General features: G+C 65.9%; 18 protein-coding genes. 8 read left to right on the top strand and 10 right to left on the bottom strand.

The features are described 5' to 3' along the window. Positions 1-190 precede the first annotated feature (190 nt). The 5 genes from AB4Z44_RS14685 to AB4Z44_RS14665 all read right to left on the bottom strand — a co-directional run bounded on the left by AB4Z44_RS14685 (position 191) and on the right by AB4Z44_RS14665 (position 7,598). On the bottom strand, positions 191-922 hold the full coding sequence (locus AB4Z44_RS14685) for an aspartate/glutamate racemase family protein (protein ID WP_404710439.1): 732 nt from the start codon (positions 920-922) through the stop codon (positions 191-193). Next, positions 919-1,926 (bottom strand): D-cysteine desulfhydrase, encoded by a 1,008-nt coding sequence (locus AB4Z44_RS14680; protein ID WP_404710438.1) that lies wholly within the window; start codon positions 1,924-1,926, stop codon positions 919-921. Before AB4Z44_RS14680 ends, AB4Z44_RS14685 begins: the two co-directional genes overlap by 4 nt. A 320-nt stretch (positions 1,927-2,246) precedes the next feature. Further along, positions 2,247-3,230, bottom strand: a complete 984-nt coding sequence (locus AB4Z44_RS14675; protein ID WP_404710437.1) for a LysR family transcriptional regulator — start codon at positions 3,228-3,230, stop codon at positions 2,247-2,249. A gap of 177 nt (positions 3,231-3,407) precedes the next feature. Continuing rightward, positions 3,408-4,835, bottom strand: coding sequence for a CapA family protein (locus tag AB4Z44_RS14670; protein WP_404710436.1), 1,428 nt, complete (start codon positions 4,833-4,835; stop codon positions 3,408-3,410). Positions 4,836-4,874: 39 nt separating this feature from the next. After that, a complete protein-coding gene (locus AB4Z44_RS14665; protein WP_404710435.1) occupies positions 4,875-7,598 on the bottom strand; it encodes a TonB-dependent receptor domain-containing protein in 2,724 nt (907 codons plus the stop codon). Positions 7,599-8,692: 1,094 nt separating this feature from the next. On the opposite strand from AB4Z44_RS14665, the gene AB4Z44_RS14660 reads away from it, so the two are divergent. Genes AB4Z44_RS14660 through AB4Z44_RS14635 form a run of 6 tightly spaced genes read left to right on the top strand, consistent with a single transcriptional unit; the run spans position 8,693 to position 15,341 of the window. Next, on the top strand, positions 8,693-9,673 hold the full coding sequence (locus tag AB4Z44_RS14660; protein WP_404710434.1) for an AAA family ATPase: 981 nt from the start codon (positions 8,693-8,695) through the stop codon (positions 9,671-9,673). Between the two features lie 5 nt (positions 9,674-9,678). Beyond that, positions 9,679-10,587, top strand: coding sequence for a DUF58 domain-containing protein (locus AB4Z44_RS14655; protein ID WP_404710433.1), 909 nt, complete (start codon positions 9,679-9,681; stop codon positions 10,585-10,587). Then, positions 10,584-11,627 carry a VWA domain-containing protein gene (locus AB4Z44_RS14650; RefSeq protein WP_404710432.1) on the top strand — a complete coding sequence of 348 codons (1,044 nt, stop codon included), beginning with the start codon at positions 10,584-10,586 and terminating at the stop codon, positions 11,625-11,627. The genes AB4Z44_RS14655 and AB4Z44_RS14650 overlap by 4 nt, the downstream gene beginning before the upstream one ends. Next, positions 11,624-13,261, top strand: coding sequence for a VWA domain-containing protein (locus AB4Z44_RS14645; RefSeq protein WP_404710431.1), 1,638 nt, complete (start codon positions 11,624-11,626; stop codon positions 13,259-13,261). Before AB4Z44_RS14650 ends, AB4Z44_RS14645 begins: the two co-directional genes overlap by 4 nt. Beyond that, positions 13,255-14,427 (top strand): hypothetical protein, encoded by a 1,173-nt coding sequence (locus AB4Z44_RS14640; RefSeq protein ID WP_404710430.1) that lies wholly within the window; start codon positions 13,255-13,257, stop codon positions 14,425-14,427. The genes AB4Z44_RS14645 and AB4Z44_RS14640 overlap by 7 nt, the downstream gene beginning before the upstream one ends. Further along, a complete protein-coding gene (locus tag AB4Z44_RS14635; protein WP_404710429.1) occupies positions 14,418-15,341 on the top strand; it encodes a hypothetical protein in 924 nt (307 codons plus the stop codon). Before AB4Z44_RS14640 ends, AB4Z44_RS14635 begins: the two co-directional genes overlap by 10 nt. Positions 15,342-15,448: 107 nt before the next feature. Here AB4Z44_RS14635 and AB4Z44_RS14630 read toward each other — a convergent pair whose 3' ends face one another. The 4 genes from AB4Z44_RS14630 to AB4Z44_RS14615 all read right to left on the bottom strand — a co-directional run bounded on the left by AB4Z44_RS14630 (position 15,449) and on the right by AB4Z44_RS14615 (position 22,270). Beyond that, positions 15,449-17,998: an MHYT domain-containing protein gene (locus AB4Z44_RS14630; RefSeq protein WP_404710428.1), complete on the bottom strand. Its 2,550-nt coding sequence runs from the start codon at positions 17,996-17,998 to the stop codon at positions 15,449-15,451. Between the two features lie 348 nt (positions 17,999-18,346). After that, positions 18,347-18,823: a pyridoxamine 5'-phosphate oxidase family protein gene (locus AB4Z44_RS14625; RefSeq protein ID WP_404710427.1), complete on the bottom strand. Its 477-nt coding sequence runs from the start codon at positions 18,821-18,823 to the stop codon at positions 18,347-18,349. A gap of 1,105 nt (positions 18,824-19,928) precedes the next feature. Continuing rightward, positions 19,929-21,323 carry a chromate efflux transporter gene (chrA, locus tag AB4Z44_RS14620; RefSeq protein ID WP_404710426.1) on the bottom strand — a complete coding sequence of 465 codons (1,395 nt, stop codon included), beginning with the start codon at positions 21,321-21,323 and terminating at the stop codon, positions 19,929-19,931. Then, positions 21,320-22,270, bottom strand: a complete 951-nt coding sequence (locus AB4Z44_RS14615; protein ID WP_404710425.1) for a chromate resistance protein ChrB domain-containing protein — start codon at positions 22,268-22,270, stop codon at positions 21,320-21,322. The genes chrA and AB4Z44_RS14615 overlap by 4 nt, the downstream gene beginning before the upstream one ends. Before the next feature lie 58 nt (positions 22,271-22,328). Between AB4Z44_RS14615 and AB4Z44_RS14610 the strand changes: the two genes are divergently transcribed. Further along, positions 22,329-23,024, top strand: a complete 696-nt coding sequence (locus AB4Z44_RS14610) for a superoxide dismutase (RefSeq protein ID WP_404710424.1) — start codon at positions 22,329-22,331, stop codon at positions 23,022-23,024. Positions 23,025-23,206: 182 nt separating this feature from the next. Continuing rightward, entirely contained in the window at positions 23,207-24,958 is a 1,752-nt protein-coding gene (locus AB4Z44_RS14605) for an amidohydrolase (protein WP_404710423.1), read from the top strand. Here the strand turns inward: AB4Z44_RS14605 and AB4Z44_RS14600 are convergent. Beyond that, the gene (locus tag AB4Z44_RS14600) at positions 24,931-25,356 is read right to left on the bottom strand and encodes a LysR substrate-binding domain-containing protein (RefSeq protein ID WP_404710422.1); all 426 of its coding nucleotides are present in this window, start codon (positions 25,354-25,356) and stop codon (positions 24,931-24,933) included. The two genes, AB4Z44_RS14605 and AB4Z44_RS14600, sit on opposite strands and share 28 nt — an antisense overlap. Positions 25,357-25,617: the final 261 nt, after the last annotated feature.

The following is a 25,617-nucleotide window of genomic DNA, read 5'->3' as shown; positions in this document are numbered from 1 at the left end:
TCGGCATCGGAGCCGCATCGGTGGCACCGCTCACCTTATTCGACGGGAGACCCTCCCGACGCGTGGAGACTAACCTATAGGCCGGACGAAGCGAGCGCGCATTGTGCATTGCACTCATTCGAAGGTTTTTCGCCGCCATAGCGCAAGGCTATGGACTGCTAGCGATGGTGCCGTGTGAGGCGCGCCAGCGTCATCGCTGCGGCAGCGCCTCGCCGCGCGCATAGGCGACGGTACGACGGGCCAGCACGTCGGTCGCGTCGATCAGCGGGACGGACAGATCGTCCGAATCGAGCACCAGCGGTACCTCGGTGCAGCCGGCGATAACCAGATCCGCCCCGGCTGCCACCAACGCCCGGGCACTCTCCGCCACGATGGCGCGCCCGCTATCGAGCCGGCCCGCCTTGATCGCCCAGACACCCTCCATGAAACGCTCGCGTGCCGCGCCTGTCGGCACGATCGCGGTGAAGTCCAGCGGCTCCAGCGCGCGTTCGTAAAGACGGGCATCGGCGGTGGCGGCGACGGCCAGCACGCCCACCCGGCGGACATGCGCATGATCGCGGCGCACCGCGTGCACCGTCTCCTCGATGAGGTGGACGAACGGCAGCGGCGTCGCCGCGATCACATCTGCCGCAAACGCATGCGCGGCATTGCATGGCATGACGAGGAAGGTGGCGCCGGCGCGCGCCAGCCCCTGCGCCATCGCGGCCAGCGCCGGCCCCGGGGAGGGGCCGGTGCCGGCGACCGCGGCGTTGCGATCGGGCACGGCGGGATTGCTGTCGACGATCAGGCGCACATTATCCTGCTCGCGGCCGGCATCCCCCTGCGCCGCTTGCGAGTGCAGCAGCACCTTGGCCATGAAATCGATCGTCGCCGCCGGCCCCATTCCGCCGAGCACGCCGACGGCCCGGCGCGCATCGGTCATGCCGCGGCAGCGCCCAGGATCGGCTGATAGGCGTAGAGCGCGGGCGAGCCGCCGGTGTGGACGAACAGCACCGTCTCGTCGCGCGCGATCTCGCCCGAGCGGACCAGCCCGATCAGGCCAGCGGCGGCCTTGCCGGTATAGACCGGATCCAGCAGCACGCCTTCGGTGCTGGCGAACAGGCGCACCGCCTCGATCATTTCCGGCGTGGGCAGCGAATAGCCCGGGCCGACCCATTCATCACGGCAGACGATCGCGTCGCGCGCGATCTCCGGCACGACGCCGGCAAAGGCGGCGGTTTCGACCGCGAGCTTGAAGACGTTGGCCTCCTGCTCGGCGCGTCCGCGCCGGACGTTGATCCCGGTCACCGGGATGCCCGCGCTGTTGCCGATCAGGCCGGCGACGATCCCGGCATGGGTGCCCGCGCTGCCGCTGGCGACGACGATGCGGTCCAGCTGCAGGCCCGTATCGAAGGTCTGCTGCAGGATCTCCTCGGCGCAGGATACGTAGCCCAATGCGCCGAGCGGGTTGGAGCCGCCGCCTGGGATGATGTAGCCGCGCCGCCCTTCGGCCGCGAGTTCGGCCTTGACCTCGGCCATCGCGGCGGCGAGGTCGTCGCCCGCATTGACGACCTTGACCTGCTCCACGCCGAGCAGATCGAACAGGAAATTGTTGCCGGACGCGGCCGGATCGTAGCTGCCGGGCACGCGCTGCTCGAGCACCAGGCGGCATTTTAGACCTTCGCGCACCGCCGCGGCCAGCGTCAGGCGACAATGATTGGATTGTACCGCGCCCACCGTGATGAGCGTGTCGGCGCCTTGCGCAAGCGCATCGGCAACGAGGAATTCGAGCTTGCGCGTCTTGTTGCCGCCCGCGGTCAGGCCGAGCTGGTCGTCGCGCTTGATGAACAGCCGCGCGCCGCCGAGCGCCGCCGACAGATGGGGCATCGGTTCGATGGCGGTGGCGTGCGGCGTGTAGCGCCGCCGCGGAAAGCGCGCGAGATGCATTGTACGACTCCTGATTATCGAGCGTGCTTTTACGCGGCACGCCCGCGGTTGCTACCGCCGAACGGACGCGTCCGCTCGCCGATCATCGGCTGGTGGGGTTTGTGCGACGCAAATTCATCGGAACACGATGTCGGTTTCGGGTTCCTCAAAATCCTCCTGCCGCCATCGGACGAAGTCGACCGGAAGATCGGGAAAGCAAAATATACAGCGCCAGCGATGGACGTCTCCGAGGTCGCCGATTCAGTCATGCTGCCGCCACGATCATTGTCACGGCGAGTATAGTCCACGAACTGCCCGCGTTGGGCAAGCAGCGGACCTATTCAGTTCAGGCTTGAGCCTATAGCCTCTAGGTAAGGCTTGGAGGGCGACATCGCCGCTCGCTCCGCGATCATGCTGCGCTTGAGATCGAGGAAATTGCGTGCAAGCCGCGACAACGGATGGTCGGCGAGATGCAGCGCCTTCAGCTCGAACGTTACCGCCGGTTCGATGAGGCGGAAGTCGAGCTCGTCGGACAGGAATCCGTGCGCGGTGAACTCGTCCACCAACGCGATCCCCGCGCCCTGCCGTGCGAGTGCCGCGGCGATATACACCGAACGCACCACGATCGAGGGCGGCCCGCCCATCTCCGCCATACGCCCGGCCGGGCCGACCAGGCCGCCGATCGCAACGCTGGGGGAGAAGCCGATCACTTCGTGCTTCTGCAGCGTCGCCAGATCGACCCGCTCTTCGTCCGGAGGAAGCAAGCCGCGCCGGAACAATGCGCCGACCCGGCCGAGGCCCAACGAGGTGCTGGCAATCTCCGGATCATGGAGAAGATGATGCCCGATCACGAAGTCGCACGCGCGCGACACCAGGCTGTCGCGGAAATTGTCGTGATGGATGGCCGTCACCTCGAAGGTGACCCGTGGATAGCGTTTGCGATAGCGGGCGATCACCGCGGGCGTGATCGACATCGCCAGGGAGGGGATCACCCCCATCCGTATCTGTCCATCGGAAGTCGAGCGCAGGTTCTTTGCCGTGCGCTGGAACACGTCGATGCGGGCATGGAGATCGTCCACCTCGCGGAAGAGGACATGCGCTTCGTCCGTCGGCAGAAGGCGCCCCCTGACCAGCTTGAACAGGGAGAAGCCGAGTCGCGATTCCGCATGCTTGATGATCTTGCTGACCGAGGGCTGCGATACGTTGAGCAGCCGCGACGCGCCGCTCACCGAGCCGACGGAATATACTGCGTGGAATACCTCGATCTGCCTGAGATTCATTCCGTGTCCCCTCGCGAGCGCCCGCTTACTCCCCCTCCGAAACACTTTTCTTCAGCGAAGGTTAACAGCGAGCCGGGGCCTGCCAACAAGCTTATCGGGGCGATGCAGATTCACTCGGCGAGTGCGACACAGAAGCCACAGCCGCATCCGGTTCCCGCCCTTGATGCGATACCGCGCCGATCGCACCACCTGCATGATGTGGTGCGCGGGGTCCACTCCTCCCTAGTGCGCCATGCCCACGCGGATGATGCCGACGTTCTTCTCGATCGTGATCGTGGTGCCATATGGCGCCGAGAGCGTCTGCAAGCGTTCCAGGATGCGGCGGCCGACGACGGCATCGGCCAGCCGCGGTACGCCGCGCCCCGCGCCCTTCAGCGCGGTGCCGAGATCGAGCGGGTAGAGGCGGATCTCCTGCACGTTGCCGCCGACGAAGCGGCTGACGGCGATCACCGCTTCGAAGATCACATTGTCGGCGAACGACTGCGCATTGCGCGCCTGCAGCAGGCCCGGCACCGTCGCGGAGCCGGGGGCGATGCCATAATCCTCGTACATCTCGCCGGGAATGACATCGAGCGAGTTGTTCATCATCGCGAAGTTGCCGAGCGAATAGAAGATCGGCTTTCCCTTGTAGATCTCGATCCCGCGCAGAACGTGCGGACCATGCCCGACGAAGACGTCGGCACCGGCATCGATGAGCTTGTGGGCGATTTCCGGCGCAAAATCGGCGGGGATCGTCGCGGTGCCGCCATTTTCATGATTGTGCAGGGAAAAGACGACGAAGTTGCCATTCTCCTTGGCCTGCTGGACGGCAAGGAGGTTCGCTTTCTCGTCGGCGCGATTGATCTCGAAATGGGTGACCATCTGCGTGCCCGCAGGCAGCGGTGCGGTCGCGGCGCGATAGGCCATGCCATTGAAACGCACCGTGTTGCCACCCTTGCTGCCGGCAAGGCGGGCCAGGATCGCGAGGTCGGTCGGCGACACCAGCCCGATCTTCTCGGTGCGGATGTAATTCACGCCGCCCCGTCCGGCCACGCCTGTCGCGGGATCGGCGGCGCGCGACATCGGCGTGAAGGTCGAGCTGGCCGAAACGATGCCGACGCGGCCCTGCGGGGTATCCAGATAGGCCGGCGCGCGCGCGGCGGAGAGGTTGGGGCCGGTACCCGAATGGACCAGCCCGGCCTCGTCGAGATGGGCGTCGGTGGCGAGCAGGCCTTCCACGCCCCAATCGGTGGCATGGTTGTTGGCGCGGCCGACGATGTCGATGCCCATCTTGACCGCGTCGGTGATGATGCGGGGCTCGCCGAGCATCCAGGTTCCGCCCGATTCCGCCTGGGGGGATCCCTTGAAGTTGTTGAGGTTGAACGAACTGCTCTCGAAATTGGCGAAGGCTACGTTGGCGCCGCGCAGGATCGCGAGCATATCGGGCGATTGCTTCTCGACGGTCGCCAGCATCGGCCGGAGGTAGATGAAGTCGCCGACCGCGGCGAAGGTGAAGCCGTCGGCGATCGGTGTCGTCGGCACGGGCTCGATACTGACCGCCGCCCGCTGGGCGTTCGTAGCGGCGAGGGGGGCACAGAGCGCGATGAGGCCCGCCGCCAGATACAGGCAATGCTTGCTCGCCGAAGAACCAGCCGGTCGAAATGTCTTCATATCGTCGGTCCTCCAGCGAGCAAGGTCGTCATCCAGTCATCAGAAGGCGAAGCGGGCGCCGACGGTGAAACGACGGCCGAGGAAGTCGTACAGCGTCTGGTTGATACCCACGTCGACGTTCGAATTGTCAGAGGGCCCCTTGCCGACCTTCGCGGGATCCTTGTTCAGCAGGTTCGCGATGCGGAAATAGAGCTCGGTCGCGCCGCCATGGACCGGAATTTTATAGGCGAAGTAGGTGTCGAGGTAGAAGGCGCCGTCGATGTGGTTGCTGTAGATCGTGCGATTGATCGAATTCGTCGCCGGGCAACCCGTCTGGCACTCGACGTACTGGTTGCTATACACGCCTGCGCTCAAACCACGGCCGACCAACTGAGCGGTGATCTTGTCGGAATCGTAGCCGATCGTCGCGCGATAGGTCCATTTGGGCGGACCGCTGCCCGCATTCTCGCCCACCGAGTCGGTCGGCTTGTCGACGCCGTTCGATTCGGAGGCTTCCAGATAACGCGTGGCGAGGCCGCGGAACGTGATCTTGCCCGCCGCGCCCGGGATGACGTCCGCGAGGTTGAACAGGTAGCTCGCCTCGAAGTCGATGCCGCGCGAGCGATCGACCAGGAAGTTGTACGGGCTGTTGGCGATCAGATATTCGGTCACGCCGGTGCCCGGGCCGCTCGCCTGGGTGAAGCCGCCGCTGCCGAAGGGCACGTTCACGCCGTTGACGGTGGCGACCAGTCGCGAGCAGAGATCGACGGAGCCATCGTGACAGCGATCGACGATCTGCTGCGGCCCGAGCGTGCCGATCGCGCCCTTGATCTTGATGTCGTAATAATCGACCGAGAGCCCGAAGCCGGGCAGGAAGTGCGGGCGATAGACGCCGCCAAAGCCCCACGTATCGGCCTTTTCGGGCTTGAGCGCGAGATTTCCGGCGACGGTCTGCGTATAGCGGACGGCAGGCTTGCCCGTCTGCCAGGGATCGCTGACCGAGTTGGTGTTGCGGGTGCCGGCCGCGTACAATTCGCTCAGGTTGGGCGCGCGGATGTCGCGCGACCGGGTGACGCGCAGGCGCAGGTCGCTGACCGGCTCCCAGACCAGGCCGGCCTTCCACGTTACCACGTTGCCCGACGCGCTATAGTCGGTGTGGCGGACCGCACCGTCGAAATCGAACTTCCACGGCAGCGGTACGCGCACTTCGAAATATTCTTCGGTCACGTTGTAGGAGCCCACGGTCGGCAGGAAGTTGCCCGAGATCCAACCGCTTTGATATTGGACGGGCACGGCGCCGCTGATCAATTCCTTGCGGTGCTCGGCGCCGAAGGCGATGCCGATCGGCTTCAGCCAGGGATTGTGGATGTTGGTGCTGAAGTTCAGCGCGCCGACCTGTTGCTTGAAGCGCTCGTCGCGATACGGCACGCCGAACACATAGTTGATCGCGTCCTGCGACGTGACCCCGGTTCCCAGGCGGTTATAAGGAACGCAGCCCTGTGCCAGCGGATCGGTGCTGCCCTGCAGCGTCACGCGGCAGACGATCTGGCCGGCGCTGTTGAACACCGCATCCTGCGCGTAGGTGAGCTTCTGGCGTTGCGCCGAAAGCACCGTCTCGTGTGCGTCGGTGATGCCGATCTGGTAATAGCCGTCGGCCTTCCAGTCGGTGCCGAGCAGCGGGAACGACGTTTCGAAACCGCCGAGATAGCGCTGCACCTTGCGATCGATGTCGCTGATACGCGCCGGCTGATCGGCATTCCACGTACCCATGGTGAAGCTCTTGAGACCGAGCGCCGCCATCTGCGACTTGATCGATGCCGGGATGAAGGCGTTGTCCGCCTGGATCACGACGTTGGCCTTGTCGGTGCCGTAGCCGCCCCAGTTGAGCGAATTGGCCTTGTTGTAGGAGACTTCGGTGAAGACGTTGAAATTATCGAAAAGATCGTAGCTTGCCCGGCCGAACACGCCCCAGAACTTCTCGGCCGGCTGCAGCGACGTCGCATAATATTGCTGGCTCTGCTGCCAGTCGCCGCCGACCGTCCAGGGGCTGTTGGTGGTCGTGTTGTAATTCTCGCCGTAATTATAGTGATTGATCACGCCGCCCGGGCCGAAATAGGTGCCCTTCAGCGGCCCGCTGGTGATGATGCCGCCGCCGGTGGTGGTGTTGAGGCCCGAACGGGTGGTCGCGATCAGTTCGGGCAGGCCATTCGTCGGCGTGTAGGCCGGATTCTGGATCAGGTGCATGCCGTTCGCGGCCCAGTCGCGCGGCACGCCTTCGACCACGCCCTTGCGATCGGTATATTGCCCGCTGACCATCACGTGACCGCGGCCGCCGGCGAAATTGAACCCGCCGGTCAGCGTCGCGCGGAAAGTCTTGTCGTCGTCATACTGGGTCTCGCCATAGTTCACTTCGCCCTTCAGGCCGGTGAATTTGCGATCGAGGATGAAGTTGACGACGCCGGCGACGGCGTCGGAACCATAGACCGACGAGGCACCGCCGGTCACGACTTCGACGCTCTTAACCAGGCCCTGGGGAATAGTGTTGACGTCGACCGTGCCGGTCGCAACCGACCCCACCGAACGGTGACCGTCGAGCAGGACGAGGGTCCGCGACGAGCCGAGGTTGCGCAGGTTGATCGTATTGACGCCGATCGTCCCGGCGCTCAGCGAGCGCTGGCTGTTCGCAGGCGTCACGCTGCCCGACACCTGCGGCAGCTGGTTGACGAAATCGGCGATGTTGGCGGGCGCCGACGCCTGGATGTCGGCGGCGCCGATTACGGTCACCGGCGTCGGCGTATCGTAGCCGCTGCGGGAAATGCGCGAGCCGGTGACCGTGATCTCGCCGCCGTCCGCCGGTTCGGGCGCCCCCGCGGTCGCGGGCTGGGACGACGGCGACGCGCCGTTGGCAAGCTCGGGGAAGCCTCCTGTGCATAAGCAGCCGTCGCACCGCTGACCAGCAGCGCGCCGATCAGGGCGTTTCGCGATGCCGATGACATCAGCCGACAGGCGTTTATGGGCGCAGCCCCGGAGGTGGAGCTGAGCCCGGACAATATCGATTTAGCAAAGGCGCGCATAGAGATCCCCCTTGTGCCGAAACCTGTGCTGCCCTCATTCTTGTTCGTGGCAATTTTTGCCTTACGAAACGTTCGGGCTTGCCGTCGCTTCGACGCGTTGGACTATCGCCCAGCCATCGCTTCCCCTATGGCACTAGGGCTATCAGGCGTTCAGCTTGCGTCAAGCTAAGGCGTGCGGCGCATCCATGCAGATGCTTCGCGAGGCTATAGCTGAAAGGCATGGCCGGCGATGCGATCCCTGGGGATATCGCGGCGATCGACGCGCCGCGCGTCCGCGCGGCCGGGCGTGGTGACCGCGGATCGAGCGGGGTCGCGCCGCTCCCATAGCGCAAAGATGTGACGGAAAAACGTATATTATTCGCCGATCGCCTCCAAGATCGGCCTCCTGGCGCGGTCGAACCGGCGGGCTGGGAGGCGGATCGCGCGCCTGCCGATGCGCCTTGGTGTCGTGCGCCCTTGCCGTCTCCCACCGGCCATGCCGAAGAGCTATGGGCGACCAAAGCTTCTTTAGGGGCAAGGCCATTGACGCCGCCGTTGGCACGCAGTCAATTTCCGTGATCTGCCGAAGACAAACGGCCGGTGGCCGGAAGACGCCACCGGGCCGGCTCGGGAGTGGGGAGGATCATTGCACGGCTCGAGCTGGATCGAGGGCTATGATCGGGGCACAGGAACATAAGGCTGGCAATCCGGTGCGATCTGCGCGCGCCGCAGCGTGGCGGCGTCGCCCCGCATCGGCCGGAGCATCCTGCGTATCGCGCATGGTCCGCTGCGTAACCGCACGCGGCCTTTGGAAAGGGCGAAATCTTGAACAATGAGGTCTCGACCAAAACCGATGCGGGGCGCTGGGCGGCCGGGCTGTCGGCCGAAATCGGCAAGGCGGTGCTGGGCCAGCACGCGATCGTCGAACGCATCCAGGTGGCGCTGCTGGTTGGTGGCCATCTGCTGCTCGAGGGCATGCCTGGTCTCGCCAAGACGTTGCTGGTCAAATCGTTCGGTGCCGCGCTGGGGCTGGAGTTCGAGCGCATCCAGTTCACGCCCGACATGCTGCCGAGCGACGTGGTCGGCACGATGGTCTATTCGCCCGGCGACGGGAGCTTCACGCCGCATCACGGCCCGATCTTCGCCAACCTCGTGCTCGCGGATGAAATCAACCGCTCGCCCGCCAAGGTCCAGAGCGCGCTGCTGGAGGCGATGCAGGAGCGCCAGGTGACGATCGGCGGGGTGACTCACGCGTTGCCAGTCCCGTTCTTCGTGATGGCGACGCAAAATCCGGTCGAGCAGGAGGGCACCTATCCGCTGCCCGAGGCCCAGACCGACCGTTTCCTGTTCAAGCTGCTGCTCGACTATCCCGATCATGCCGACGAATTGGAAATGCTGCGACGCTGGGGATCGGCGGTGCGCACGCCCGAAGTCACGCCGATCTCCGATCCCGGAGAACTTCTGGCGCTCCGCGCGACGCTGGACGACGTCTATGTCGCGCCCGAGATCGAGGCCTATATCCTAGCACTCGTCCGCGAGACGCGGCGGCGCGCGGCGGAAGCGGTCGGTGGCATGCGCATCCTTGCCTTCGGCGCTTCGCCGCGTGCCTCGCTCGCTTTGTATCAGGCAGGCCGCGGCCTCGCCTTGCTGCGCGGGCACGAACATCTTTCGCCGACGATCGTGCAGGAGATCGCGCCCGACGTCATGCGCCATCGCATCGGCCTGTCCTACGAGGCCGAGGCGTCGGGCCTGACTCCCGATGCCGTGGTGGCGGACTGCCTCGCGGCCGTCGCAATTCCTTCCTGACCCGAATGGCCGCCCGCCCGCCCGCCATTCCCGAACGCGCGCTTAAGGCGCTGCGCCGGCTCGAATGGCGGATGCGCGGGCGGCGAGTGGAAACGACGCTGACCGGTGACCATCGCTCGGTCTTCCGCGGACGGGGGATGGAGTTCGACCAGGTCGTCCGCTTCGAATTCGGTGACGATATCCGCGACGTCGACTGGAACGTGACTGCGCGGCTCGGCGATGTCTATCGCAAGATGTTCGTCGAGGATCGCGAAGTCAGCGTCGTCGTCGTCTTCGCCGATCATCCCGCGCTTCAGTTCGGATCGGGCACGCGAACCAAGCGCGATCTGCTGCTCGAGCTCGCCGCGCTGGTAATGCTGTTCGGCGCGCTGAACCGCGAACGGGTGATGCTGATCCACCAGACGCCCGGCGGCACGCACGCCTATCCGCTGGCGCGCGGGCGCGACCGGATCCTGGCTATCGTGGGCGCGCTGTTTGCAAGCGCGGCGCCCGATCCGCTTGGCGTGGATCGTCTCCCCTTGCCTCTGGTGCGACACGATATTCCGCGCGGCGCCATGGTCGTGTGGATCGGCGAAGTGCCGGACGATCCGCCGCCGATCGAATGGCGGGCCTGGACCCGCCACCATCAGGTCCTGGGCGCGCGCGCGGAGGACGAATGGGAGCGCGATGGCCCCGCGGCGGGGCCGTTCACCGCTTATGATCCGGTTGCCGGCCGCGTGGTGCGATTGCGCGGCGATGCGGAAGCGCGCGCGCGCCATGCCGCCTGGCGCGACCAGCGCGAGGCACGATGGCGCGCCTGGTGGTCCGATCCGGCCGATCGGCTGACCATCGGCCCCGAGCAGGATGTGCTGGAGGCGCTTAGTCTGTTCCTGCGCAACCGCGAGAAAAGCGGTCCGACCCGGTCGTATCGATGAACGGACTGCGCTTCGATCATCCGCTGGCGCTGCTGGGTCTGCTGCTGATCCCGGCGGCGATCCTGTGGCGGATGCGGCGCGGGCGGGCACCGCTGCTGGTGGTGCCTTATGCGGCGGCGTGGTCGGCCAGCGCCGGCGAGCGATCGCGCTGGTGGATTGCCGGCCTCTACGGCGCGCTGGCGCTGGCCACGATCGCGCTCGCGCGGCCGCAATATGTCGATAGCCTGCAGAAGATCGAACAGCATGGCTATGACCTGATGCTCGCGGTGGATCTGTCCACGTCGATGCTGTCCGAAGATTATGAAGGGCCGCACGGCCGGATCAACCGTCTCGAGACGATCCGCCCGGTCATCCAGGAATTCATCCGGCGACGTGCCAATGATCGCATCGGCATCGTCGTCTTCGCCAGGCGGGCAATGACCCTGGCCCCGCTCACCACCGATCATGCCTGGCTCGCCAAACGGGTGGCGGCGCTGCGCACCGGTCTGTTGGACGACGGCACCGCGATCGGTGACGGGCTCGGCATCGCACTCGCCGATCTGGAGGCCGGGCGCCGCGACGAGACGCAGGACGATCCGCGCGGCCCGGCTGGTGCGTTCGTCGTGTTGCTGACCGATGGCAGCAACAATAGCGGCGATCTGACCCCGGGAGAGGCGACCGCGCTGGCGCATTATCGGAAGGTTCCGGTCTATGCCGTCGGCACCGGGCGCAACGGCATGGTGCCTTTCCCGGTGTTCGACGGCGCGGGCAGGCGCGTCGGGACCAGCCAGCAGCCGTCCGCGCTCGACATCGACGCGCTCCGGATCATGGCGGCGCAGACATCGGGTCGTTTCTTCATGGCCGGCGATACGGCGGCGCTGCAAGCAGCCTTCCGGTCGATCGACAACGCGCGCAAGGCCGAGTTCCACGTGCGGCGAGTGGTCCGCGTGCGGGAGTTGTTCGCCTGGTTCGCGTGGCCCGCGCTGGCGCTGCTGATCTTCGCCGCGCCGGGGCTGGTACGCGGCCGGGGCCGCTCATTCCGGCGCTTGCAGCCGACATGAGCTTCGCGTCCCCCTGGCTGCTCGTGCTGGCGTTGATCCCGCTCGCCGCGCTTTTGTTGCAGCACCTGCCGAGACGCGGCGGCGACGACCGCGATGTCCTGCCCGCGGTGCTGCGCGGGTTCGCCGCCGGCGGGCATGTGCGCATCGGGGCGGCCACGCCGCGCTGGCCGTGGCGTTTCTGGCTCGCCGTGCTGCTGCTGGTCCTGGCGCTGGCCCGGCCGCAATGGGGGGTGCAGCCCGACGAAAGCAACAAGCGCGACCAGGTGGTCATCGCGCTCGATCTGTCGCGCAGCATGCTCGCCGCCGATGCGCTGCCGTCGCGGATCGAACGCGCGCGGGCCATCGCGCAGCACTTCGTCGCGCAGTCGCCCACCGCCGAGATCGGCCTGATCGCCTTTGCCGGCCAGGCCTATCCGCTCGCCGCGCCAAGCGCGGACCGGGCGCTGCTGCTCACGTTCCTGCCTCAGGTCGCGCCGGACCAGATGGTCGTGCCCGGCAGCAACTTCGCGAGCATGCTCGATGTCGCGCTCCGTGCCTTCGATGCGAAAGCCGCAAGCCGTACGCTGGTGCTGCTGTCCGACGGCGAGGCCGAGCCGACGCCGTGGCAGCAGGCCGTGCCCGCTCTGCGCGCGCGCGACATCCATGTCGTCGCGGTGGGGATCGGCACGGCCGCAGGCGCGCGGATCATCGTCGGCGGCCGCGACCTGGTCGCTCCGGATGGCGCGGTGGTGACGTCGCGCCTGCAGCCGGATGCGCTGCGCGCGATCGCGAGCATGAGCGGAGGCACCTATCTGGAGGCCGCCGGCTCGGCCGGGCTCGCCGCACGCGTCCGCGCGATCGCCGATCATGCGTCGGGCCGGCGGACCGCGCGCCCAGGCGCGGCCAGGGAGGAGCGGTTCGGCTGGTTCCTGCTTCCGTCCCTGATGTTGCTCTTGTGGAGCGCGCTTGCCGAATGGCCTGCGATACCGCGGCTGCTCCGTGCGCGCCGCCGCGCGACCAAACCGGCGGCCTATGCGGCGGCGGCGATCCTCGCCATGCTGGCGACCAGCCCGCGCGGGCGGGCGCTCAAGCCTGCCGAACCCGATCCGCTGGCACACGTGAAGAGCATCGTGCGCCAGGCACTGGCCGAACGGCAGCCGACAGCGGCCGACTATATGGCGCTGGCGCAGGCGGCGGTGCGCTATGCCGAGGATCGCCGCCAGCATCTCCACCCGCTTCAGCAGGGCGTGATGCGCGACGGCTTGGCCGCGGTCGACACCGGCCAGGCGCTCGAACCGGGACGGCCGGGGTGGGGCCCGCTCCGCGCGAAGCTGGTCGATCTGCTCAAGCCGCCGCGGACGGCGGATGATCCCGAGGCAGGCGACGGCGCGATCTCCAAGGATCCGGTCGATCCCGACACGCCCAAGCCCGACGAAGCCGGCAGTAAGCCCGACGCCAAACCACAGCCTGATACGCGCAGCGTCGGCGGGCCCAAGCGCTCCAGATCCGTGCAGGCCGAATGGCAGGTGCCGTCGCTCGTCAAGCCGCTCTACGTTCTGCAGAAGCTGCGTGCCGCCGATCGACCCGGCGATCTCTTCCGCCTGATGCAGCGCCAGGAGCCCGTACCGCCGCGTCGTACCGAGCAGACATGGTGAGAAAACTGCTGGCCCTGATGCTGGCGATCGCCGCGCCGCCGGTGGCTGGGACATCGCCCGCCGCCCCGCCGCCGGGCGTGGTCACGGGCGGCTTTTCATTCCCGGATCGGCCCATCTGGGCCGGCGAGGTGTTCGACCTGAAGTTCGCCTGGCAGGTCGACTGGGATCTGTTCCGCTATCTCGATGGCGATCTTGCCTGGACCGCGGATCCGCTGGCGACCGAGGGCTGGACGCGCGATCCGCAGACCCCGCCCACGTCGACGAGCGGCAAAAGCATCGCCCGCCTGTCGTTTTCGACCCGGGCGATGGCGCTTCAACCCGGATCGATCCGGTTGAAGCCCGCGCGCCAGCAAATGCAGATCGTCACCGGCGGTTATGAGGAAGAGGGCATCAGGATCGCCAATATCGGTCCGATCGCCGCGCGGAGCGCGGGCGCGACCCTCATGGTCCGTCCGTTGCCGCCCCCACCGCCCGACTTCTCCGGGGCGGTCGGTGATTTCACGCTGCGCTCGACCCTCGACGGGAGAAGCGGCGAGGTGGGCAAGCCGATCGTCTGGACGGTGACGCTCGCGGGCACCGGCAACTGGTCGGCATTCGGCGGGGTACCGGCGCGCCAGTTGCCGCGCGATTTCGATATGGTCGGCACGCCGGGCCAGAGCGAGGGGAAGAGCGCGAGCCTGTTCGATCGATCGGTCGCCGAACGCATCACGATCGTGCCGCGCCGGCCCGGCGCCTTCTCGCTCGGGCCGGTCGACATGACCGTGTTCGATCCGGTCACGGGTCGATATCGCGAGATCTCGGCGCCGGCCATCGCGGTCGATGTCAAGCGGGGGGGCGCCGCCAGCCAGCCGCCCGCCTACGAGGCCGAGCCGGACTTGACGCCCCCCGGCGAGGTGCTGCCCCCGCCGCTTTCCGGCGTCGGCCATGCGTGGGCGCCCCTTTCCCGTCGGATGTGGCATGCGGGGCTGGCGTTGCCGTTCGTCGCACTCGGTCTGCTCTGGCTGGGGCTTGCCTTCGACCGGGCACGCAGGAGCGATCCGGCGCGCACCGCCCGCCGCGCGCATGCCCGGCTGCTCCGCACGATCGACGCGCTGGGGGCCGCCCCGATCCGGCGCAGCGTCGCCGGCTGCTCCGCGCATGGCAGCGGGATGCGGGCTTGCTGTTGAAGGTCGAGCATGCCGCCCCGTCTGCCGCCGCATTCGGCCACCGCGAATGGGCGTCTCTATGGGACGAAGCGGAGCGCCATTTATACGGGCGCAACGTGGCATTGCCGGCCGATTGGCAGGCGCGCGCCGCAACGGTGTTGGCCGCGCACGATGCGCCCGCGCGCTTCGACGTGCGAACCGTTTTCGCGATGCGCAATCTCTATCCCGCCGTGGCGCTGGCGATCGCGCTTCTCGTGGCGAGCCCTGCGCCGCTTCCCGCTGCCCACCCAACGCCGCACGGCTCGGTGATGCCGCGCGACTGGATCGGCCATTATGATCTGGCGCGCCGCGAGGCTGCGGCAAAGCGCTGGAACCCGGCGGCCGCACAAGCGGGCATCGCCTGGGTCCAGCACCCGCGCTCGGCCGAGACGACGGCGCTCTGGACGCTGGCCGCGCGCGAGGCGGGTTTTGGCGGACGTTCGGCGGGCGGCCTGCCGTTGCCCATGGAGACGCGCGGAAGATGGGCAAGTTTGCTGCCACCGCTGGCATGGCAGGTCATGGCGCTCGCGGGATTGTCGCTCGCCGCCATCGCCGTCGCGATGATGCTGTTGCGCCGTTTCGGCCATGTTTCGCGACGCCCGATCCTGCCCGCCGCCATCTCCGGGCTTGCGGGGGTGGTGGCGGCGGCGGCCGGGCTCTCCGGCGTCGATGGCTACGGCCCTCCGGCGATGGCGGAGGCCGCCATCCTGTGGCGGCAGGCCCCGTTACGCGACCTCCCGGTCGACATGCCCGGCAATGAGGCGGCGATCATGCTCGCCCCAGGCACCGCCGGCTATGTGGACCGCACTTTCCTCGGATGGGTCCACCTTACCCACGCCGACGGCCATTCTGGCTGGCTTCGCCGCGAGGACCTGCTCTCCATTTGGCGCGACTGAGCCCGCGCCGGGCCCACCCAGCATCCGAAGTCACCGGGCGCCTGGCCGATCGCGCGGTCCTGACGTTGGACGGTACTGCTCACACCCCCGACGAAAACGAGGTCGGTTCAGCCGCGCACGCTGTCGTGGCTTTCTTCGTCCTTTCCGAGAGCGTTTTCCAACGTCCGGAAGAGCTCGTTGACGCGAAAGGGTTTGCGCAACATCCTTACGTCGGCGCCGGCCACCGCTTGGATCGCGTCGGTATCGGCGAAACCGCTGGCGAATACGATGGGCAGTGCGGGCCATCGTTCTGCGATGCGCCGCGCGAGTTCGGCACCATTCATCCCGGGCATCGCGAAGTCGAGCACCGCGATATCGGGCAGGCGCGCTTCCAGGGCATTCAGCGCAGCCTCCCCATCCTCCGCTTCGTCCACCAGGTAGCCTTGCGCATCGAGCGCGCTCGCGAGCATGCTTCGCACGTCCCGATCGTCATCCACGAGCAAGACCTTTGGACGCCAACCCAGGGAATTCGCCACCAGGGCCGCGGCCGGCTCGGGAGGGGCCGGCATCTCGTCGGTACATGGCAATAGCACCCTCACGGTCGTGCCCTCGCCCAGACGGCTCTCGATGCGAACCGCGCCGCCCGCCTGGCGCACGCTGCCATAAATCTGGGCAAGCCCTAGCCCGGTGCCCTTGCCGACCGGCTTGGTGGTGAAGAATGGCTCCATCGCCCGGCTGAGTGTCGCCGCATCCATGCCGATGCCCGTGTCGCTCACTGCAAGCTCGACAAAGTCGCCATCATCCAGCTCGGGATCGTCCCGAATGCGCATGGCGGTGGTCGTTATTCGCACTCTACCCCCGTCCGGCATCGCGTCGCGCGCGTTGATGGCGAGATTGAGCACCATCATCTCGATCTGGGTCGGATCCGCCCGAACCGGGACCGGAGCAGGATTGAGCTGAAATTCGAGCGCGACCATCGGCCCCAGCATGCGCGCCAGCATGTCGCGCAGACCGTCGATCACGTCGCAGACGTAGAGCGGCTGGAGCTGGATTCGCTGCGACCGTGAAAAGGCAAGCAACTGCGCGGTCAATTTGGCACCACGTTCGGCGGCCTGCAGCCCGGCATCGGCGAAGCGGCGCACACGGTCGGCGTCCTCGGGGCGACGCCCGATCAGATCGAAGGCCCCGACGATGGCACCAAGCACGTTGTTGAAATCATGAGCCAGCCCCGCGACGAGCTGACCTACGGCCTCCATCTTCTGGCTCTGAAACAAGGCATCCTGGGCCTGGCGGAGCTCGATAGTCCGGGCCTCGACACGCGATTCAAGCGTACTGTTGAGATCGCGCAATTGCTCCTCGACGGCGGCACGCTCGATCACGAGGCGCGTACGCTCGGCGATCTCCTCCATGAACGTCACGTCTTCGGGGTCCCAGTGGCGAGGCTCGCGATTGTTGAGATATATGATCGTCCGCAGACGACCGTCGCGAACGAAGGGCACGACCAGGATCGCCCGCGTGTCCACTTCGCGAGCGGTGTCGCGGGTTCGCGCCTCATCGCTGAGCTGCGATTCCAGCAGGTCGTCGACCACCACGGTTTCGCCCGCGTTCAGGGCGGCGACGATCTTCACCCCAAAAGCCGCCGCAGGAAAGCGCCCGATGAGCGGCGGCACGCTGCCGTCGGTCCAGCAGACATCATAGTCGAAAATATCTTCCGCGGGATCGAGCTGGCCATAACCTGCTCGCGCAACGGCGAAGTGCGCGCCCATCAGGGCTGCAATCTCCTGCAGTGCCTCGTCAGTTTGGCGCCCACGCAGCACGTCGGCAATCTTGAGACGCAGTGCGATACGCTGCTCGCGCCGCGCGAACCCCCGGAACAGCCGCTCCAGCCGCGCCGCGCCAAGCGCCATCAGCAGGATGATCAGGGTTACGACGCTGATCAGAACCGCAAGGGAGGTTTGCCCGACGTTTGCGCGAGTGCTCGGCATGCTTCCGGAGGCAAGTGCCGTGAAGATCGCGGCGCGCATACCGGCATAGTGCATTCCGGCGATCGCCAGCCCCATCACGCCCGAGGCCACCAACCGGACGCCGGGCGTCTGATCGCGCGCTGCGAGCCAGAGAGCGACGATGGCGGCTCCGACCGCGATAAGGACCGAGGTTGCCAGCCAAAAGGGTTCGTAACTCAATCTTGCCGGCATCCGCATCGCCGTCATGCCGAGATAGTGCATCGCGACCACGCCTGATCCCATCAGCAGGCCGGCGCCGGCGATCCGGCCGCGCGAAATCTTCTCCCAGTTCATGACCGCGAAGCCCCCTGCGGTGAAGGCAAGTGCGATCACAAGCGAAAGCAGCGTCAGCGAAAGACTGTAATTCATCTGCATGCCCGGTATGCGGAACGCGAGCATGGCGACGAAATGCATGGACCAGATGCCGCCGCCCAGGGCGATCGCCGCTGCGCCGAGCCAGACCCGGCGCATCCAACCGTTCGATGCGCGCAGACGGCCCGCCAGGCTCAACGCGGTAAACGAGGCCGCGATGGCAATAAGGATAGATACGATCACGAGACCTTGGTCGTGCGTGCCGGTCAGGATCATGGATGGGAGGTTCCACAGGGGGAAGCTACGCAACAACCAACAATCCAATCTGTCGAACGCCTCTTCGGCGCTCGCAGAAGCCATCATGATGCCATGTCCGGGCGAATTTAGGAGAAATGAAATCGGTCACTGGCTGGTAGAACTTCAGCTCTTTTCAATTTCGCGCGCAGTTATCGGTATTCCTCCCCGTGACAGCGCCCCCGGCACGCCGGCAGGCTCAACAGCGATGAAATCCTAATTCATCCATGCAGCAACCGTTCCGCCGGAGGATCGATAATTGCGCAAGGTTGTGCCTTTTTAACCTCATGCAACTGTATCGTGTGCACGGCCTGCCATCATTCGGTGTCGGGAGACGTGAGCAGACGCCTCCGAGAAAGGCGCTGGGGCGACGCCCCGCAGGGCAACGCTATACACCCGTCCGAACCACCTTGGCGCTCAACGGGTTGCCAGGAGGTCATCGGCCTGGCAGGCGGCCAGATCGGTGTGCCCAAAGCCCTTGGTGTAATCCAGGACGGAGATCAGGGTCGGTATCACACGGAAGACGCGAACGGCTTGCGGGTCGGGTAGCGCGGGCATTGCCGGCTGCTCGGGATAACGCTGTGCGAGCAGGTGCAGGAATTTCGTGACTTCGCCGGGCACGATCACGGGGTGCGCGTGCGCTGCCATCGATAGCCCCATGATCGCCATGATTTGCGACGTGTCGTCGTTGATCGTCAACGACACCCGGTCATCGCGGGACAGATTGGCCGCCTTCTGGCTGTCGGCGCCGCACAGGAAGAAGATCGACAGGCCCTCGTTGACGTAACCCACCGTGGTCGCTTGCGGCCAGCCATCGGGGCGAAGCGTCGCGAGGGTCATGATGCGATGGGTATCCAGCAAGTGCACGATCTTGCTTCTCGTGAGCGCGTCCACCGGCTTCTCCTTCCAACCGCAACGTCCTGCCCGTTACAGCGAGCCAATCGAGCGCGAATTACGTAAATGTCCGGCCCCGCGGCGGATAGGGGTTGCCGAAACCGAGAGCCGGCTCGCCCAACCTCTGCGACCGCGACGAACGGCATTAAAATACGACCTGACTGAAGTAGGACCACAAAACCCTACTGTCGATTGGGCGGCAGAGCTTAATATCTATTATTATGCGCAAATCGTCCGCTTATAATCTCTCGCCGGAGATGAGTCGGCGTCTCCGACGGCTTAGCTTTTATCGTCGCGCGGTGAGGCAGCCCGCTTGGTTTAACGTGCCTGGCGAGCCGTTCGAAACCAGAGATGCGACGGACAAAACCGTGTCTCGCTATAAATCGGGTACTTATATTTGATTTACCTTATCGATGCCAAAGAAGAAATTTCTAGGAGTTATCGATATGGTCGAAGCGGCTATGCTGTACTAATCTACTGCCTAATTTTCAGGCGGTGCTCGAGCTTTATTTCGGCCTCCAGCAGTAAGATCTCTCGCTTTAATCGACGGATCTCCGTCGGATCAGTCTTGCTAGCGAGAATCGACTTCAGATCCGCTATCTTTCGTTCGGCATATATCCCCATGTTATCCCCCGGTCGACGATGGTCGCCACGTGAATAAGATGGCTAATTATTCGTTCGAATTTGTAGACAGAGTCAACGTCTCAATCATCCGATCTGGTTGGAACGCACTCGCATGGAATACCATTCGGAATGTGCAACATAATACGGATGGATAGGGTCAGGTGAAAATACGTACCTCGAAATATCCACGCTAAGCCAAAAGACGATAATTATACTCCAAATTGCCGTAGAAGCTCAGGTGAGACTGTGCGAACCTTACGGGGCTGGCGCGCTCGGGTGAGGAGGACGTCAGCGGCGCCCCGGTTCTTGGTCCCACCGTCCGGGGCGCCACCCCCTTCTTGAAATGCGGACGTGACCGCAGCGTGTGGCAATCGCTTCTTGTCGGCTCTTGTCGGCTCTTGGCGGCGACGCGTCGGATGCGAGGGGGAGCATCAGCGAGGCGCCGGGAGCGATCGCAGAGCTCGCGGGCATCCGGTCCTTCCTACGCGATGGCGAGCCGTGCGAGGCCGATCAGCGAGCACAGGCCGAGGATGGCGAACGTGCCGAGCCGGAAGCGGAAGATCGCGATCAGGGCGGCGGCCGACAACAGTACCGCTACCCAGTCGATCGTGGCCGGATCGGGCAGCGGCACCGATACCGGGCCGAAGACCCGCTCACCGACGCCGCCAAACCAATAATGGAGCGCAAACCACAGGGCCAGATTGAGGATCACGCCGACGACGGCCGCGGTGATCGCGGAGAGCGCGGCCGACAGCGCGCGGTTGGTCCGCAGGCGCTCGACGAGCGGCGCACCGGCGAAGATCCACAGAAAGCAGGGCACGAAGGTCACCCAAGTGGTCAAGAGGCCACCGAGCGTGCCCGCCAGCAGCGGCGACAGGCCGCCCGGATGGCGATAGGCGCCGAGAAAGCCGACATATTGGCACACCATGATGAGCGGGCCGGGCGTGCTCTCGGCGAGGCCGAGACCGTCGAGCATCTCGGTTGGTGTGAGCCAGTGGTAATGCTCGACGGCAGCCTGCCCCACCCAGGACAGAACCGCATAGGCCCCTCCGAAGGTGAGCATCGCCATCTTGGAGAAGAAAAAGCCGATCGGCGCGAAGGCGCTGCCCGGCGGCGCGACGGCGGCGACCAGCAGCAACGGGAGCAGCCAGGCGGCGACGAGCGCGAGGCAGACGCCGGCGATAGACCCATGGCCGGCGCGCGCATGATCGGGAATATCGGCGCCGAGCGCGCTGTCTTCGTCGCGCAACGCTCCCGCCTTGGCCTGCCCGTGCCCACCACCCTGAAAGGCCGCGACGCCGCGACGTCCGGCGATCCAGCCGATCGCGCCCGCGACGAGGATGACGACTGGGAACGGCACATGGAGGAGGAACAACGCGAGAAACGCCAGTGCGGCGATCGTCCATCGAGAGGCATTGCCCAATGCCCGCGACCCGATCCGCACCACCGCCTGAAAAACGATGGCGACCACCGCCGCCTTCAACCCGAAGAACAGGGCGGCGACGGGCGCCACGTTCCCCAACAGCACATACACCCATGAAAGCGCCATGATTGCCAGCGCGCCGGGCAGCACGAACAAAGTTCCGGCGACCAGACCACCCTTCACCCGGTGCAGCAGCCAGCCGATATAGATCGCCAATTGCTGCGCTTCCGGTCCGGGCAGCATCATGCAGAAGTTGAGCGCATGAAGGAAACGCTCTTCCCCGATCCACTTCTTCTCGTCGATCAGGATGCGGTGCATGACCGCGATCTGCCCGGCCGGCCCGCCGAAGCTCAGCAGTGCGATGCGGGTCCAGACCTTCACCGCCTGGCCGAACGAAATGCCGTGGGGCTCGCCTTGGACCGTCCGGGTCGCGGGCGGGGCCGCAGCGGTCATTGCGGTTCCCTTTCGTAGCTGTCGTAGAGATCGTTGAACATCGCGGTCGCGCGGACGAGGCGCTGTTCGTCGGGCCGGCCGGGGGCGCATACGCCGTTGAGAAGATGAAGGATGCCGATCGTCTCGGCGCGGCCGAACTTTTCGTCCTTCAGGTCGATATCGTGGACGATCTCGGCGATGGCGCGCAAAGCGGCATCCTCGGCCAGGCCGGCGCGGTCGATCAGCACCTCCATCGAGCATTTGTCGCCCTCGTGGCTGATCTCGCCCTCGACCATGTCGAAGCGCAGTTCGCCGGGCAATGGCTGATAACGGCGGTCGGCAACGAATTTGAAGCGGGCGTCCGGGTCGATGAAGCGCTGGACCACCCAGGCGCAGGCGACACGGTCGACGAACATATGTTCGCGGGTCACCCACATCCGGCCGATCAGATCCTCGCGCTCCGTGCCATCGGGCGCTGTCGGCTTGCCGGCGATCCGTTCTTCCAGACGCAGGATGAAGCGTTCAGCAAGTTCCCGACGGCGCGCCGCGAAATGGTCGAGCGCGACCTGCGCCTCGAAGCGCCGCCGCATCCGCGCGACCGCGGCCGGGGTCGGCGGCTCGCTGGCCAGCATCGCCTGCACCTCGTCGATGATCTCGGCATAGGCCTGGTCGCGGGCGGCATTGAATTGAGCCTCGACCTCCTCGTCGCCCAAGCCGTCGACGAACCGTGCCTCGCACAGGGCCGCTTCACCGCCGCCATCGGCGATCTCCTGCGCCAGCCAGGAGAAGTCCTCGCGCGCCTCCTCGGTCAGCGGCAGCACGTAGGCCGATGCCCGCACCAGCACGGCGCCCAGCCCCTGCAATCGGCGCCAGATCTTGGTTCGAAGATAGGCCGGTTTGGTCGGTAGCTGATATATCAGCACCAGCCAGCGATTGGCTTCGGTTGATTTACTTGGCGAAAGTCCCATGATATAAAACTATCATCGTACAAGATCGACGCAACGGTTATATCATAGGGCTTGGACCATGGACGATGTAAGCCGGCGTACGATCCTTCTGACCGGAACGGTGCTTGCCGCCGCTACCGCAGCGCCGCTCGAGGCGGCGGAAGGCGCGGCGGCGCGGCCCGTGACGGGCCTGCCCTCTGCGGCACCGCTTCCGTTCGATCCGGCTTCGCTCGGCTGGCTGAGCGAGAAGCTGATCGTGAGTCATCACGACAACAATTATGCAGGTGCGGTGAAGCGGCTCGGCCAGATCCGCGGCGAATTTGCCTCGATCGATCCGGCGACCGCTCCGGGCTACCGGATCAATGGTCTGAAACGCGAGGAACTGATCGCGTGGAACTCGATGATCCTGCACGAACTCTATTTTGCCGGTCTCGGACAGGCCGGCCGGCCGGGCTCCAGGCTGTCGCAAGCGATCGAACGCGACTTCGGCAGCCATGAGAGATGGGCCGCCGAGTTCACCGGAATGGGCAAGGCGCTCGGTGGTGGATCGGGGTGGGTTCTGCTCGCCTGGAGTCCCCGCGACCAGCGCCTCGTGAATAGCTGGGCGGCAGATCATACGATGACCCTCGCGGGCTCGACGCCGATCCTGGCGCTCGACATGTACGAGCATGCCTATGCGCTCGATTTCGGTGCGAAGGCAGGCGACTATGTGGACGGCTTCATGAAGTCGATCGCGTGGGGAAATGCCGATCGCCTGTTTTCCCGAGTGGCCTGAGTCGATAAGCCGGTTCCAGATCGGCAGTCGTGTAGTAGATCGATCGGTGTTGCCCCGGCCGGGATCAGCCCCGCCTTGCGATCGAAGCGGTGCCGTCCGGTCACCGTTCCGGCAGCCTAAGGCCCCTTGTCGGCGGGATGGGGACGGCGTCTGATGCTCGGATCAAGCAGCGGGAGGCATCCATGATATTTCGTAACGGGCAATTCGTGCGGGCGGCGCGACGCGCTCTGCTCGCATCGGCCTTGGTCACGGCGGCAACGGCGGCGGGGGCCGCGCCGATTCCGGCCGACCTGATCCTTTACCATGGCAACGTCCTGACGGTGGACCCGGGCGACCACGTCCGCTCCGCAGTGGTGGTCAAGGCGGGCAAGATCGTCGAGACCGGCGGTGACGAGCTGCGGACCAAATACAAGGCCGGCAAGGAGATCGATCTGGGCGGTCGTACCTTGCTGCCCGGCTTTTCCGATACGCACATCCACCCGCAGACCGTGTCGCCGCGCAGTATCGACGTCGCCTCAGCGAAGTCAGTCGCGGAGGTGCAGGCGATGCTGCGCGCCAAGGCCGCGCAGCTCGGCAAGGGCGAATGGATCACCGGTTTCGGCTGGCAGGAGTCCAATCTCGCCGAGGATCGCAATCTCTCCAGGGCGGATCTCGATGTGGCGACCCCCGACAACCCGGTAATGCTGATACGCGCCGGCGGCCATTCCTCGGTCAGCAATTCGATGGCGCTCAAGCTCGGGGGGGTCGACCGCAATACGCCCGATCCCAAGAGCGGTCTGATCGAGCATGGCCCCGATGGCGAGCCCAACGGCATCATCCGCGAAGGCTACGATATCGTCGGCAAGAATATCCCTAGGGACCGCTGGGAGGACGTGAAGCAGGGCTATATCGATAAGTTGCGCTGGCTGCTCTCGCTCGGCCTCACCAGCATCCACGACGCCTCGGGCAAGATCGACGACGAACCGGTCGGCAAGGGCGGCATTCCCAATCCGGGGCCGGACCTGACCTTCAAGCGCGCACGGGAAATCTATGCGACGATGGGCGACAGCCTGCCGCGCATCACCATGTACATCCTCTATCCGGGCCATGACCGGCTGAAAGCGTTCGGCCACCATACCGGCTACGGCGACGAGCATGTCCGTATCGGCGCGATCGGCGAGAATGCGGTCGACGGCGGCTTCACCGGGCCAACCGCCTGGCTGCTTGCCGATTACAAGGGGCAGCCCGGCTTCCGCGGCAAGGGGCGCTTCAGCGACGAAGAATTGCAGGCGATGGTCGACGATGCCGCCTCGCTCGGTTGGCAGATGGGGCTGCATTGCATCGGCGATGCCGCGATCGAGCAGACGATCAAGGCCTATGACATCGCCCTGAACAAGATTCCGGGCCAGAATCACAGCCAGCTCGATCGGCGCTGGTTCACCGATCACTTCACGATCATGCCGCCCGATGCGACGATGGCGACGATGAAGCGCGACAACATCATGGTCGCGGCCCAGCCCAATTTCCTCTACAATCTGGAGGACCGCTACATCCAGACGCTCGACGACTGGCGCCTGCTGCACAACAATCCGGTCGCGACGCCGGCGCACAAGTTCGGCCTGTTCGTAGCCTTCGGCAGCGACAATCTGCCGATCAACCCGCTCGTCGGCCTCTATGCCGCCATCACCCGCAAGGGGCCGAGCGGACAGGCCCATGGGCTGGCGGAAGAGGGTGTCTCACGCGCCGAGGCGATCCGCATGTATACCGCCAATGGTCCGTACCTCTCGTGGGAGGAAAAGGTGAAGGGCACGCTCGAGCCCGGCAAATATGCCGACATGGTGGTGTTGCCGTTCGATCCTATGACGGCCGATCCCGAGGCAATCCTGCACGGCAAGGTCGACATGACCTTCATCGGCGGCAAGCTGGTCTACGATCGGGCCGCGACCAAGGGCTGATCGGTGCCGTCGCTGCGGCGCTCCAGCAGGCTCGCATTGTCGCGGAGCCACAGCCGGAAGCGCTGCAGCGCCGGATCGCGCCAGCGATCGTCGCGCGCGGTGAAATTGTAGCCGCCAAGCGCGACCGGGTTGAACGCGCCGCCGCTGCACGTCACCGGCACGAGCAGGCCGCTGGCGAGATGATCGGCCACCAGCAAAGGGTTGGCGAGCGCGATGCCCTCGCCGCTGCGCGCCGCGTCCAGCATCACATGGGCATGCCACAGCCGCGGACCCGCGAGCGAGGCGGCGTCGAGGGCGATGCCCTGCTCGCCGAACCAGGCGCGCCATTCCGCATCATTCTCCTCGTGCAGCAGCCGCAGATCGAGCAGATCGGCCGGCGTGCGCAAGCGGCCGGCCACCGATTCCGCATAGGTCGGGCTCGCGACCGGGAAAACCGGGGGCGGACAAGCTCGACCCGCTGGGTGCCGGCCGGCGGCAGATCGGAACTGCCGAGCCGGACATAGCGAATGTCGGCATCGGCTTCATTGGTCGCGAAGTTCGGCCCATAATCGATCGGCCGCAACGCGACCTCTATCCCGGGATGCGCGCCCGCGAACGCGGACAGGCGCGGCGCCAGCCAGTGATAGGCGAGGCCCGGGCTGCACCAGATCAGCAGTTTC

Source organism: Sphingomonas sp. MMS24-J13, from assembly GCF_044905095.1.
Classification (GTDB): Bacteria; Pseudomonadota; Alphaproteobacteria; order Sphingomonadales; family Sphingomonadaceae; genus Sphingomonas_I.
The sequence above is the reverse complement of the archived record's forward strand: the minus strand, read 5'-3'. Positions and strand labels throughout refer to the sequence as shown.